Source organism: Actinokineospora baliensis (assembly GCF_016907695.1).
Taxonomy (GTDB): domain Bacteria; phylum Actinomycetota; class Actinomycetes; order Mycobacteriales; family Pseudonocardiaceae; genus Actinokineospora; species Actinokineospora baliensis.
Window position 1 is genome coordinate 766,322 of record NZ_JAFBCK010000001.1, and the last position, 13,563, is coordinate 779,884.

Below are 13,563 nucleotides of genomic sequence, written 5' to 3' on the forward strand. Positions count from 1 at the left end.
AGGAAAAGGCCCCCACCGGAGAGGCAGGGGCCTTTCACGCGAGCGAAAGCCTCAGCTGATCACGGTCCAGGTGTCCTTGCCGCGCAGAAGCGCGCCCAGGTCCGCGGCCTTGGAGGCCTTGGCGTCGTCTACCTGGGCCCTGGCCTGGTCGTCGTAGGTGGGGCGGGTTACCGAGCGGAAGACGCCGGTGACGGTGTGGCTCAGGTCTTGGGTGGAGAGGCGGGAGAGGGCGAAGGCGAACGATGGGTCGTCGGCGTGGGCGTCGTGGGTGACTAGGGCTTCTTCGCCCACTTCGCTGACCTTGGCGACCTCCAGCGAACCGAAGCCCGCCCGGACCACCCCGTACTCGCCGGACGCGCCGAAGCGGATCGGCTTGCCGTGCTCCAGGGGGATCAGGCGCTGCTCGGCCTGGCCCGGTTCCTTGAGCACGTCGAACGCGCCGTCGTTGAAGATGGGGCAGTTCTGGTAGATCTCGACGAGGGCGGAGCCGCGGTGTTCGGCGGCTTGGCGCAGGACCTCGGTCAGGCCCGCGCGGTCGGAGTCGAGTGCGCGGCCGACGAAGGTGGCCTCGGCGCCCAGGGCCAGGGAGACCGGGTTGAACGGGTAGTCCAGCGAGCCCATCGGGGTGGACTTGGTGACCTTGCCCGGCTCGGAGGTCGGCGAGTACTGGCCCTTGGTGAGCCCGTAGATCCGGTTGTTGAACAGCAGGATCTTGAGGTTCACGTTGCGGCGCAGCGTGTGGATCAGGTGGTTGCCGCCGATGGACAGGGCGTCGCCGTCGCCGGTGACCACCCAGACCGACAGGTCGGGGCGGGCGGTGGCCAGGCCGGTGGCGATGGCCGGGGCGCGGCCGTGGATCGAGTGCATCCCGTAGGTGTTCATGTAGTACGGGAAGCGCGACGAGCAGCCGATGCCGGAGATGAACACGATGTTCTCGCGGCGCAGCCCCAGCGTCGGCAGGAACGACTGGACGGCGTTGAGCACGACGTAGTCGCCGCAGCCGGGGCACCAGCGGACTTCCTGGTCGGACTTGTAGTCCTTGGCCTTCTGCGGTTCATCGGTGGTCGGCACCCCGGCGAGTCCGGGGAGCCCCAAGTCGATCGTGGTCATGCCGCATCGACCCCCTTCACGATGTCGGTGAGCACGTTCTGCAGTTCTTCGGCCTTGAACGGCAGGCCTGCGACCTTGGTGTAGCTGACGACGTCGACCAGGTACTTGGCCCTCAGGAGCAACGCGAGCTGCCCCAGGTTCATTTCCGGCACGACGACCTTGTCGTAAGAGCGCAGAACGTCGCCGAGGTTGGCGGGGAACGGGTTCAGGTTCCGCAGGTGGGCTTGCGCGACCGAGTGGCCGAGCTTGCGCACCCGTCGGCAGGCCGCGCCTATAGGCCCGTAGGACGAGCCCCAGCCCAGCACCAGCACCCGTGCCTTCCCGGACGGGTCGTCGACCCCCAGGTCCGGCACCGGGATGTTGTCGATCTTGGCCTGCCGCAGCCGGACCATGCGGTCGTGGTTGTCGGGCTCGTAGGAGATGTTGCCGGTGCCGTCGGCCTTCTCCAGACCGCCGATGCGGTGCTGCAGGCCAGGGGTACCCGGAACCGCCCACGCGCGCGCCAGCGTCTCCGGGTCGCGCAGGTACGGCCAGAACGCCGACCCGTCCGGCGAGTTGGGCTCGGTGGCGAACTCGACGGTCAGGTCGGGCAGGTCCTCGACGTCGGGGATCAGCCAGGGCTCGGAGCCGTTGGCGACCGCGCCGTCGGACAGCAGCAGCACCGGCGTGCGGTACTTGAGCGCGATGTGCGTGGCTTCCAGCGCCGCGGCGAAGCAGTCGGCGGGCGACTGCGGCGCGACGATCGGCACCGGGGACTCGCCGTTGCGGCCGTACATCGCCTGCAGCAGGTCTGCCTGCTCGGTCTTGGTCGGCAGACCGGTCGACGGGCCACCGCGCTGCACGTCGACAACGAGCAGCGGCAGCTCGGTCATCACACCAAGGCCGATGGTCTCGGACTTAAGCGCGACACCTGGCCCAGAGGTCGAAGTGACGCCTAGAGCGCCGCCGTAGCTTGCACCCAGCGCGGCGCAGATACCCGCGATCTCGTCCTCGGCCTGGAACGTCGTAATGCCGAACTGCTTGTACTTGGACAGCTCGTGCAAGATGTCCGACGCCGGGGTGATCGGGTACGTGCCGAGCAGCACAGGCAGCTTCGACTGCTGCGCGGCGGCGACGATGCCGTAGGCCAACGCCGTGTTGCCGGTGATCTGGCGGTACGTGCCCGGGGCGAGCTTGGCGGGGGCCACCTCGTAGGTGACCGCGAACGCCTCGGTGGTCTCGCCGTAGTAGAAGCCCGCGCGGAACGCCAGGACGTTCGCCTCGGCGATGTCCGGCTTCTTGGCGAACTTCTCGCGCAGGAACCGCTCGGTGCCCTCGGTCGGCCGGTGGTACATCCACGACAGCAGACCCAGCGCGAACATGTTCTTGCAGCGCTCGGCGTCCTTCTTGCCGAGCCCGGTGTCCGCGAGGGCCCCTTGCGTGATCGTCGCCATCGCGACCTGGTGGACCTGGTACCCGGCAAGGGAGTCGTCTTCGAGCGGGTTGGCCGCGTACCCGACCTTCGTCAGGTTCCGCTTGACGAACTCGTCGGTGTTGACGATGAGCGTGCCACCCGCGGGCAGGTCGGCGATGTTGGCCTTGAGCGCGGCCGGGTTCATCGCGACGAGCACGTCCGGCCGGTCGCCCGGGGTGAGGATGTCGTAGTCGGCGAAGTGCACCTGGAAGCTGGAGACACCGGGGATGGTGCCCTGGGGGGCGCGGATCTCCGCGGGGAAGTTGGGCATGGTGGACAGGTCGTTGCCGAAGGCAGCGGCCTCCGAGGTGAAGCGGTCGCCGGTGAGCTGCATGCCGTCACCGGAGTCCCCGGCGAACCGGATCACCACTCGATCGAGTTTGGTGACCGCGGCCGCCCGCGGGGTCCCGGTGGCGGCGGTACCACCGTCCACACCTGTGCTCATGAGCTGCCGAACCCTCTCTCCTGACACCCGGACTGGCTGGTCGTGTCGCGTTCAACGGTAGGCATCGCCGGACCCCGGACCCGTGCAACGCGCTGCAGATCACAGTCCCGCGCGAGACCCCCATCCCAAAGTATCGGGTAAGGGCCTGGTGCGGTCCCAGTTTGAGTGTAACCGGCGGTTACAGTTATCCCGCATGCTGGGCAGGTCGCTGGGATGCCGCGAACAGCCTACGGGGTCGCCGTCGACGAGATCCTGGCCTTCATCGCCGCCAGGAGCTGGGCGAACGCCGGGGCGTCCATCGAGGTCAGCTGGGCGGCGAGCTCGGTCTCGATGGCGTCGTCGTGGCGGGTTTGCGCTGCCGTGGTTCGCAGGGATTGCTTGATGGAGAGCACGAGTTCTTTAGGGGCCCCTGCGGTCGGCGCGGCGAGATCGACAGCGGCCTGGACGAGCGCCTCGTGGTCACCTTCGACCGTGCTCAAAGTCAGCCCGATCCGCCGCGCCTCGGTGGCGTCGACGACGTGCTTGAAGAGGGTCATCGCGGTCGCGGTCTGCGGCCCGACCAACCGCTGCAGCATCCAGGTCATGCCGCCCCCGGGGTGGATGCCCAACTGCAGGAACCGGGCGTCGAACCGCGCCTTGGGACCCGCGATCCGCACATCCGCCGCCAACGCCAGGTTCAACCCCGCGCCCACAGCGGCCCCGCCGACCGCCGCGATCGTCGGCAGCGAGCAGCGCGCGACAGCGAGGAACCCCGCATAGATCCCCCGCAGCCCCTCCTCGCGGGACTCGCCGAGCACGGTCAGGTCGGCCCCGGCGCAGAACGCGGGCGGGGTACCGGTCACCACCAGGGCCGCGATATCCGGGTCGGCCTCACACTCGGCGACCAACTCGGCGAGCCGTGCGGACATGGGCAACGTAAGAGCGTTGCGCCGGTCGGGGTCGTTGAGCGTGATCACTGCGACGCCCTCGCGCCGCTGCAGCAGGACGGTCATGTCCGCGCACCCTAGCGGCTCGTATCCACTCACTGATTGGGCTCCGGCGCGGGCGGGCGCTCCAAGAGGGTGGACAGCACGACAGTCGACACCGTGCGCGAGACCATGTCGACAGCGCGCAGCCGCTCCAGGGCGTCCTCTAGGTGGTGGATGTTGGCGGCGCGCAGGTGCACGATCGCGTCGGCGGAACCGGAGACCGTGTAGGCGGCCACCACCTCGGGCAGCGGCTCGAGGCGCTGGCGGATCCGATCGGGGGACACGTTGCCCTGGCAGTGCACCTCGACGAACGCCTCGGTGCCCCAGCCCAGCGCCTCGGGGTTGACCACGGCGGTGAACCCGCGCAGCACCCCGGTCTCCAGCAGCCGGTCCACCCGCCGCTTCACCGCGGGCGCCGAGAGCGACACGGCCTTCCCGATCTCGGCGTAACTCGACCTCGCGTCGGCCACGAGCTGTGAAATGATTCGCTGATCAATGACGTCCACACGCAACATTCTGCATGCTGATGGGCAGCGAAGCGACATTGATGGTTGCTCCGCGTGCCCTTACATTTCGATCCATGACCTCGGCACCCGTGCGCCAGCCCGCGACCACCCGCCTCGCCACCACGCGGCGGTACCTCATGTGCGAGCCCACGTACTTCGCGGTCGAGTACTCCATCAACCCCTGGATGGACCCCACCCGGCCGGTGAGCACCGAGGGCGCCATCGCCGAGTGGGCGGCCCTGAAGCAGACCTACGAGCGGCTCGGCCACGTGGTGGAGACCATCGCCCCGCAGCCAGGCCTGCCCGACATGGTCTTCTCGGCCAACTCCGGCACGGTGATCGACGGGGTCGTGCTCGGCTCCCGTTTCCGCGCCCCCCAGCGCGCCGCCGAGGCCGACTTCTTCCGCACCTGGTTCCTCGACCACGGCTACCGCGACATCGTGATGCCGGAGAAGATCAACGAGGCCGAGGGCGACCTCACCTGGACCGGCGACCTGTTGCTCGCGGGCACCGGCTTCCGCACCGACCCCGGCGCCCACGCCGAAGCCCAAGAGGTCCTCGGCGTCCCCGTGGTATCCCTGCAGCTGGTCGACCCCCGCTACTACCACCTGGACGTCGCGCTGGTGGTCCTCGCCGAAGCGACCCCCGGCTCCCGAGCCCACATCGCCTACTACCCCGCCGCCTTCTCCCCCGGCACCCAACGCCTCCTGCGCCGCCTCTACCCGGACGCCATCCTGGCCACCGAAGAAGACGCCGCCTGCCTAGGCCTCAACGCCGTCTCCGACGGCCACAACGTCGTCATCGCCAAGGAAGCCACCACCCTGGCCGCCCAACTGGAAGCCCACGGCTACACCACCCACAACGTCGACATCACCGAACTCCGCAAGTCCGGCGGCGGCCCGAAGTGCTGCACGATGGAAATCCGGGGCTGATATAACTACCGGGAGTGAGTTTACGGCCTACCACCCATGGCCCAAAGACCCCTGAAATCCTGCTTTAGGGTTTAAAGGCCGCCAGCCGTATGTAACTGTCCGTCGCTGAATGGGCCTCGGTATGGCCTCCCCGGAACTGTCAAGAAACGGCCGACGGCTCCCGAGCGTGTTCCTCGGGAGCCGTCGGCCTGCGGTTTCGTCGCGTTAGCCAGTCGTCGATCCGGCTGTTGGAGGCGTTCCGCTGGACCATCCAGGCACCTTACGTAGACCTTCAAAATGCACATCGACCGTGTGCCCGGCCCGCCCCGCCACCTCAGCCATGGGCACCCGGCCGCCAAGTGAACACACGCGTACCTAAGGTCGTACGACCGCTTCGCCAACGGCCTCCTTACAGTGCCCAGCGCGATCTCCCGCCCGCTTCCACACGTTGGCGTGGATCGACGGCGTGACCGGCTCGCCTTCTCCTAGCCCCGGAAGAGACGACCGTTCCAGGTCGCGCCGAAACCGTCCAGGCGCTCCCGAAGGATCGCCACGAGCTGGAATAGGATTGGCACCACTCGAACCGCGCCCTCGGCCCGCCGTTTCAGCGCTCATTCCTCCCACCGCTCCACCTGACGGGGTACCGCGGCGGCTGCGAAGCCAGCCGGGATAACACCAGTTCGCCGCCCGACTCCGGCTGCTTGCAGTCCTCCTCCCTGGGCCTGTTCACCTCAGCGGGACACAAGCGCCGCCCCGAAGGCGAACACGTGGGCGGGCCCTTGACCTCGTCCAGCGCGTCTGTCCCGGGAGGGGGATGAGGGGATGGCAGGTGTGGGGGTCGACGTACCATTCCCGTCCCACACCAGCAAGCAATCGGCGGAGATCAACTCGTCTTGCGGTGGCCACCAGACTTGCAGGTAGGTTGCCGCTTTGACCTGCTGCAGCGTCTCGTGCGGGATTAAACCGCAGATCGCGACGAGTAGATGCGGCGCCACCCCCGCGTTGTAGTTCGACGGTGGTGAAGTACTGCACCTCCCAGTCGACGGCGCGGCGCAGGTTCTGCCACCACCGGTCGAACAGGAAGGCGAAGTGCGCCGCACCCCCGCAGCCCAGCGGTAACATCCACCCGTCGACCCACCTCCGCATCGACCACGCCCGGGAGAACCGCACGAAGCCTTATTACTCCCAAGTTCCTTGACGACCTGAAGCCACCGGCACGAATCGACGACGTTCCAGCGATAGAGTCGATATTATCGATCTCCATCCCCTGGTCGAAGGTATCATTGTCGAGGCTATCGCGGATCTATTGGGCGTAGTCGATGAGGGATTCCAGTTCTTCAGCCAGGGTATGGCACGTAAGGCCAGTGCCCGCTCGGCGACTTGGCCATCACCCCAGCTATCGCGTGCGGCAGCCTGGCCAGGTTATGCTGATCAACACCGTGCGGTTCGACTGTTAGGAGGACGAGTCATCGACGTATCCCGAATACGAGCACGACATCGGCACAGATGACGGCTACCAAATCAACCCTCTCTTGCTGTCAGCGCACCAAATGCTCGTACCGACGAACCTGCTCAATGAGAGGACTAAGTGAATTGTCCTCAGGGCGGCTGAGGCCACTACACCACTGCAGGGCCGTAATTGGGGCTGGCATGCTGGCCGCAACTCGCTGGATAGCGGCAACCAACGCGTCTATCCCGCCGAAGGTTCTAGCCTCTACGTTTAGATCGTGGAGGTATTGCTTCGGGTAGAGGTATTCGCCCAGAAACGGTGAGCGAGGGGCGCAGGTCAATGCCTCAACTTCGGCCAACAGATCGACGGTTCCGTCAAATTCTCCCACGTTTTCGTAGATCAGCTTTGCGTTGTAAGCCAGAAGATGCAGTGCTCGCGTGATGTTCGCGGGCGTCAACCTCGACCTAGGTCGATCCGAAAGCGAAACCTGGGCGGCCCAGTATGCAGTTGCCCAGTGCCCAGCCGCGCTGAGTGCGGTTGCCAGTTCCCCCCAAGCCGAGCGAGTGTGCTGGGATTCAACCCAAGCAGAGGGATCATCGAGCAAGGCGGCCCTGACCTCCCAGACTTCAGTGAGAGCCTGGGCTGGCTTCTTCAATGTGCGCAGAGTGTGGGAAAGCGCGACCCAAGCACCCATGTGTCGATGAGACACATTACAAGCCGTACGACACAATTGCAGCGCAAGCGGCCCGATCAAATCATGCGAAAGGCCGCTGCGCATCAGTCGATGCCCCAGATCCAACAACCGGCCGAAACCATCCCGAAAACCAAACTGCTCGCCCATAGCGCCGATGTCATGCAGAAACTTGTCGAGGCTTGTTTCCACCCGCAAGTCAGATTCGTCATCGAGGGCGAGCTCGAGCAGAGCCTTCGAGATCATCGGATGCCTCGAGAAGAACTCCGATGACGAACTACCGAGGAAGAATTCCCGTTTCATCGGCACTTCAACCTTTGGCCGCAGCTCGGATTCTAGAATGCCTAGGAACTGGGCAACCACATCTCTCGGCACGCCTTCAATTTCGCTGACATCCACAGCAGCAAGCACAACAAGGAAATCTGCCAGAGTGATCTTTGGCAGCTCCGGATAAATAGTGTCCAGCTTGGCCACCAGAGAGGCCAGCCTGGAACGCAAGCTCTCCGAGTCGAACCGAACGGAGATGACGCCGCCCATAAAGGCTTGTCGACCACCAGAAGCACTACTGGCGTCGAGCACATTCTTCGCAATCTCCTGAACACTTTTACCGCGGATCAATACTGGCCGACTCGAGGAGCAGTTGATCCAGTTCTCCGCCAGCACCCGAGCGTCGGCGGGTTCGACCGTCCGCAGATTCACCGGAGTCAGGACGCGAAATGAGGGTTCCAGCCTGCTGGAGACGCTGAACTTCCATCTCAGTCGATCACGTTCAGCGTTCCAGTCCACGTCCCGGCTCGCCAAGAGAAAATGGACAAAGACGTCCTCTTCGTGAAGCTTCGTTCTGGCGAACTCGTCGATATCAGAAAGTAGACACTCGGCCTCGTCGGAAACGATCAAGAATTGCGATTGCCTCGCTTGCATCGCCTCGATGACGTCCGGAGTGAGTCGGGCATCCGGCCTGTTTCGCCAGTAGAGCGTCTCGAAAACGCCGTCCTTCAACAGCGTCACTGCGGCCTGCATGAGTACAGTGGACTTGCCATCACCGGTGGCCCCTGCGATCCGGAGCAGCACACTTCGGTCCTCTAGATCGCGATTGGAGAACTCCTGCACGACTTTGTGCACAGCGGGTCGAGCTTTCAAATTGGGGTGACACACGTCCTTCCAGTCGGGCTGAGCACCGTCGAAGAAGTGCACGAGGTCAGAACGCACTTTAGTGTCGACAAAAGACTGCGCGGTCTTGCGAACCCATCCCCGCAAGGGCGAAGTCGACTCCGTCCCAGGGTTCACATAAATGTTCCCGAACGCTTGATAGTTTGTGGATCCCGTTCCACCGTGCTGCTCTTGACGAGGCTCCATATACTAGGACTTTCTGCGCTTACTCTCGACCGGGTCAACTTTGATGTTGCCACCTGCCTGATAGTTGACGGAATCACGACCACCGACCTGTTTCTGGACGATGACCGGTTTCGCCTCCGCCGGTTCTAGATCGTCAACCGCCACGAGAAAGCTGCCAATCATAGCCAGAGCTCCGAAAAAAAGAACGGCGACCCCGAGAATTCCCGGCCAATGCCAGAAGCTTCGCGACGCGTCCTGAAGACTGTAGATCAGGTAGCCAACACACAACGACCCACCCACACCCGAGAGGGTCGATCCGAGAGGCATAAGTCGCTTGTGCCATGTCGCCATGCAGAGAGTGTACTCGAACCGATATCCTTCGGCAAAGACCTTCACAATCAGAGAGCGCTTCCGGCCTGCCATGGGCTGGAGAAGTGGCGAAGCTCTTGGTAGATGACTTCTCGATGAGAGCAAGGCCATCGGCAGGAGCTTCGTGTACTTGTTCATCCGTCAGCATATTGACCTGTCCAGTTGGCATCCGCAGTTCTTCGCTCGGGAGCTGTCCGGCACCGGACCTGACCCACGCTGCACACGTCGCCACATGCAACGCCTATTTATCCGCGACGCCAGCCTGCTACGCATCGACCACATCGCCGCCGACCGCACTACTCAGGAAACACAAGCGACACGGAATGAACGCCCTACTCCTCGCACACCTGGACGGACTGCCCTGGACCTCACCGCGCTGCCGGGAGCGGCGCACGACCTGACTGAGACCCGACCCCATGGCATTGTCGACGCCCTGACCGCTGCAGGCGTCCCATGCTGGGCGGCCAATGCCTGCCAACGAGCGGACGGTCCGATCCGCGTCCCATATCAGTGGCAACCCTCTCACCCAGTCAGCAGGCGGACGACCGCCCCCACGCCCTGGCAAACAAGCCGTACCAACCCTCAAACTGGCGACTTGCTAGACGAAGCGCTGGCTGGCCGCTCGACTCCCGCCGTTTTCGTGGGCGATTCGGTATCCGACCTGCACGCCGCGAAGGCGGCCGCAGTCCCGTTCATCGGCTACGCCAACAAGCTGGGCAAAATCACCAGCCTGGCCCGCTCAGCGGCCGTGACGACATCCATGGACTGCTGTCTGAAATGATCATGAACTAGGGTTCGCTGGTTTCTTCGGCGTTCCAGGGGGTGAAGCCCGCGCGTTCGGCGTCGGTGGGGGTGCGGAACCAGACTGTGGCTGTGGTGGTGCTGTAGTGGGGGGACTCGGTGGTGTGGAAGACGCCGTGGATTCCTTTGACGGTGTAGTCCGTGGAGGGGGCTAGGCCGTCTGGGCCCGCGGGGGCGGCTGGGCCTTCGAAGGCGTTGTCGAGGGTGCCGGAGACGCCGGTGTAGTCGTCGTCTCGGGATTGGAGGGGGATTCTGACTGCGGGGGTGGGGAGAACCCAGGGGGGTTGGGGGGCGAGCCTGCGGGAGAGGTAGACCCAGGTCAGGACCACACCAGCCAGGAACGACAGCACGCACCACAGAACCGGTCGCCTCACCGGATGCCTCCTCGCGCCGCCGTCTGACCGCCACCGGGGTCGCGGTCGTCCGTAGCCAGAGATCCCTTGTATCACTCTGGGTGGACAGCTGCCACCTAGGCGCGGCCGGACGGTGCGCTACCCGGCACCATCGGGTGACGCCTGGTCAGGCGAGGGGGCGGAAACCGACCCGTTCGGCGTCGGCGACCGAGCGGAACCACACCTCGGCGACCGTGCGGTCGAACTTCGCCGACTCCGGGGCGCAGTAGCGCAGCGCGGTCACGCTGGCCTTGATCGTGTACTCGCTCGACGGGGAGCGGCCGCCGGGCAGCGGCATGGCCGAGCCGGGGCCGAACGGGCCGGGGGGCACGAACGGGTCCATCCCGGTCGGCGACTGCTGCAGCGTGCGGGCGCCGCGCAACCGGTTCGGCGGGGGCGGCGGGGCCTGCTTGGCCTCCGACAGGTCCGCGGGCAGGATCGGCTCGAACAGGGAGCGCTCGCGGTCCGGGGTGGTCTGCAGCGCGGGCTCCGGCTCGGGGACCACCGGCGCGGGCGCCGGGGTGGTGGCAGTGGCGGTGGCGGTCTGCACGCCGAAGGGGAATCGGTTCTGCGGCTTGGACGGGATCCGCTTGGGCAACACGCTCGAGTTCCTTTCCGGCGTCGCCTGCCCGTAGGCCGGGGTCGGCTCGATCGGCTGCTGGAACCCCGGTGGGTCGGTCACCGCCGTCGAGGGGTCGGTGTACCCGGAGTCCAGGGCCGCGTGGGCGGGCTGGCGCTCTGGCTCGGTATCCGGCTCGAAGACCGGTTCCACCTCGACCGGCTCGTCGCGCACCACCGGCACGAACTGGGTGGCGTCGACCTGCAGCAGCGCGGGCTCCTCGACCGGCCGCTCGTCGTCGTAGCGCTCCTGCTCGACGACCGGGTCCTGGTAGCGGTCCTCGGTCAACTCGCCCCTGGCGGCGTGGTCGCCGTAGCCGTCGACCTCGTGGGGGTCGAGGTAGCCGGTGCGGTCGTAGTCCGGCTCGCCGTCGAGGTCGTCGACGAGCGCGGCGTCGTCGTCGACCCGGGTGCGCGCGGGCACGTCGTCGGCGTAGTCGTCAGCGGACTTGCCCTCGTCGAGACTGCGGATCAGCTCGGCCGGGATCGGCGTGGTGTGCTGGGTGAAGATCGTGCCGGTCTCGTCGGAGCGCTCGTACTCGTCGTCGCCGCGATCGGCCAGGTACTCGGGCTCGTCTTCGTCAGCACGGTCGTCGGCAGCGCGGTCATCGACAGAGCGGTCGTCATCATCGGCGACGCGGTCATCGCCAGGGCGGTCGGTCTCGTCGAGGTCGTCGACCAGGCGGTCACCGGGGGCGCGGTCGCCGAACCAGTCGCGCTCTGGGTCGGCCTCGGCGTCGTCGCGGTAGTCCTCACCGCGCTGCTCTTCGCGGTAGTCCTCGCCGTGCTCGGTGGCGGGCGGGATGTACTGGGTCAGCTCCGCGGCGGTCTCGGGCTCCGGTTCGCGGTCCCAGTCCCGCTCGCCCGCCGGGGCGACCTCGTCGCGCTCGTCGAGGTCGTCCCGGTCGTCCCGGTCGACGTGCTCATCGCGGTCATCGCGCCGGTCGAGATCGTCGTGGTGCTCGTCGTGGTCGTCGTGGTGCTCGTGCGGGGCGGGCGCGGGCAGCGCGCGCAGCCCGTCCTCGTCCTCGTCCGACAGGGTCAGCAGACCGCGGCGGATCGACTCCTCGCCCTCCTTGGCGGGCCGCTGCGGCTGGACGTAGCCAGGGCCGTCGCGGGAGTCGCCGAACCCGGGGACCAGCGCGGCGGAGGTGTACCCGCTGTCCTCGGCGGCCAGCCGGGACTCGCGCTTGCGGACCGCGGTGAGCCGGTCCTGCAGTTCGGTGACGCGCTTGCGGGCGGGCAGGGCGATCAGGACCCAGCACAGCGCCGCGCCGACCAGGAAACCGGCGAGGCTGTAGACCCACACCTGCCCGAAGAACGGCATCGCCGAAGTCTCCCTCCCGGTCGCGTCAGGTCAGACGCGGCATACGGTTGTCCAAGCCTAGGGGAGGTTACTGCGACGCGTCGGACCACCGGCGGCATGCCGCGCAATTAGCCGCTACGTCACAGTTCGGTACCCAGAACTATGCCTCATCGGGTTCGGGCGACTACATAACGTGTCAGTAGCTCCAGTGCGTCGCGGGCGGCGCACCCGGGCAGAGCAGCGAGCTCGGCGTGCGCGCGGTCGGCGTAGGACTCCAGGGTCCGCAGCGCGCGGTCCAGACCACTCGACCGGCGAAGCAGCTCCAGCGCCTCGTCGACCTCCGCGTCGTCGGTGATCGGCCCGGCCAGCAGCTGCGCCAGCCTCGGCTCGGTGCCGTCGGCGAGCGCGTAGAGCATCGGCAGCGTGCGCACGCCCTCGCGCAGGTCGGTCCCCGGCGTCTTGCCGGACTCGGTGGCGGGCGAGGCGATGTCGATGACGTCGTCGGAGATCTGGAAGGCGGCGCCGATGATGTCGCCGAAGCGGCACAGCGCGTGCACCTCGGCCTGCGTCGCGCCGGAGAACATGCCGCCGAAGCGGCCCGCGGTGGCGATCAGCGAGCCGGTCTTCTGCGTGATCACCGACAGGTAGTGCTTGATCGGGTCGGCGTCGCCGGGGCCGACGGTCTCGCGCATCTGCCCGGTGACCAGCTCGCGCATGGTCTCCGCGATCACCCTGGTCGCGTCGGCGCCGAGGTCGGCGACCAGCATCGAGGCGTGCGCGAACAGGAAGTCGCCGGTCAGGATGGCCACCGAGTTGTTCCACCTGGCGTTGGCGCTGGCGTCGCCGCGGCGCATGGTGGCCTCGTCCATCACGTCGTCGTGGTAGAGCGTGGCCAGGTGCACCAGCTCCACCGCGGCGGCCGCGGCGATCACCTTGTCGGTGCCGCCGTCGTTGAACTGGGCCGACAGCAGCGTGAACAGCGGCCGGAACCGCTTGCCGCCCGCCTTCACCAGGTGCAGCGCCGCCTCGTCGACGAACTCGAAGTCGCTGTGCACCACCTCGCGCAGCAGCGACTCGACCTTGGCCAGCCCGTCGGTGACGGCACTCACCAGCACCGGGTCGGCGTCGTCGAGCCCCAGGAACGCGGGGATGCCGGAGTTCTCGGTGGTGGTCACGGCGGCGGCACTCCTGATCAGCTGTGGCTGTGG

Annotated in this window: 11 protein-coding genes; 2 read left to right on the plus strand and 9 right to left on the minus strand. The window is 66.5% G+C overall.

Features of this window, described 5'->3' with window-relative positions:
- Positions 1-51 precede the first annotated feature (51 nt).
- From JOD54_RS03295 to JOD54_RS03310, 4 genes are all read right to left on the minus strand, one after another.
- Complete coding sequence (locus JOD54_RS03295; protein ID WP_204449115.1) at positions 52-1,110, minus strand: 2-oxoacid:ferredoxin oxidoreductase subunit beta; 1,059 nt, start codon at positions 1,108-1,110, stop codon at positions 52-54.
- Positions 1,107-3,008, minus strand: a complete 1,902-nt coding sequence (locus JOD54_RS03300) for a 2-oxoacid:acceptor oxidoreductase subunit alpha (RefSeq protein WP_204449116.1) — start codon at positions 3,006-3,008, stop codon at positions 1,107-1,109. The genes JOD54_RS03295 and JOD54_RS03300 overlap by 4 nt, the downstream gene beginning before the upstream one ends.
- Before the next feature lie 227 nt (positions 3,009-3,235).
- Positions 3,236-4,000, minus strand: a complete 765-nt coding sequence (locus tag JOD54_RS03305; RefSeq protein WP_204449117.1) for an enoyl-CoA hydratase — start codon at positions 3,998-4,000, stop codon at positions 3,236-3,238.
- A 29-nt stretch (positions 4,001-4,029) separates the two neighbouring features.
- Positions 4,030-4,482 (minus strand): Lrp/AsnC family transcriptional regulator, encoded by a 453-nt coding sequence (locus JOD54_RS03310; RefSeq protein WP_204449118.1) that lies wholly within the window; start codon positions 4,480-4,482, stop codon positions 4,030-4,032.
- Between the two features lie 74 nt (positions 4,483-4,556).
- Here JOD54_RS03310 and ddaH point away from each other — a divergent pair, with 74 nt between their 5' ends.
- Positions 4,557-5,414, plus strand: coding sequence for a dimethylargininase (ddaH, locus tag JOD54_RS03315; protein WP_239573267.1), 858 nt, complete (start codon positions 4,557-4,559; stop codon positions 5,412-5,414).
- A 1,517-nt stretch (positions 5,415-6,931) separates the two neighbouring features.
- Here ddaH and JOD54_RS03320 read toward each other — a convergent pair.
- A complete protein-coding gene (locus JOD54_RS03320; protein ID WP_204449119.1) occupies positions 6,932-8,728 on the minus strand; it encodes a P-loop NTPase in 1,797 nt (598 codons plus the stop codon).
- 165 nt (positions 8,729-8,893) lie between these two features.
- Positions 8,894-9,220: a hypothetical protein gene (locus tag JOD54_RS03325; protein WP_204449120.1), complete on the minus strand. Its 327-nt coding sequence runs from the start codon at positions 9,218-9,220 to the stop codon at positions 8,894-8,896.
- 142 nt (positions 9,221-9,362) lie between these two features.
- Between JOD54_RS03325 and JOD54_RS03330 the strand changes: the two genes are divergently transcribed.
- A complete protein-coding gene (locus tag JOD54_RS03330; RefSeq protein ID WP_204449121.1) occupies positions 9,363-10,019 on the plus strand; it encodes an HAD family hydrolase in 657 nt (218 codons plus the stop codon).
- 7 nt (positions 10,020-10,026) lie between these two features.
- Here JOD54_RS03330 and JOD54_RS03335 read toward each other — a convergent pair whose 3' ends face one another.
- The 3 genes from JOD54_RS03335 to JOD54_RS03345 form a co-directional block, all read right to left on the minus strand.
- Complete coding sequence (locus tag JOD54_RS03335) at positions 10,027-10,413, minus strand: sunset domain-containing protein (protein WP_204449122.1); 387 nt, start codon at positions 10,411-10,413, stop codon at positions 10,027-10,029.
- Between the two features lie 145 nt (positions 10,414-10,558).
- Positions 10,559-12,376 (minus strand): sunset domain-containing protein, encoded by a 1,818-nt coding sequence (locus JOD54_RS35440; protein ID WP_307859809.1) that lies wholly within the window; start codon positions 12,374-12,376, stop codon positions 10,559-10,561.
- A 146-nt stretch (positions 12,377-12,522) separates the two neighbouring features.
- Positions 12,523-13,530 carry a polyprenyl synthetase family protein gene (locus tag JOD54_RS03345; protein ID WP_307859810.1) on the minus strand — a complete coding sequence of 336 codons (1,008 nt, stop codon included), beginning with the start codon at positions 13,528-13,530 and terminating at the stop codon, positions 12,523-12,525.
- Between the last annotated feature and the right edge of the window lie 33 nt (positions 13,531-13,563).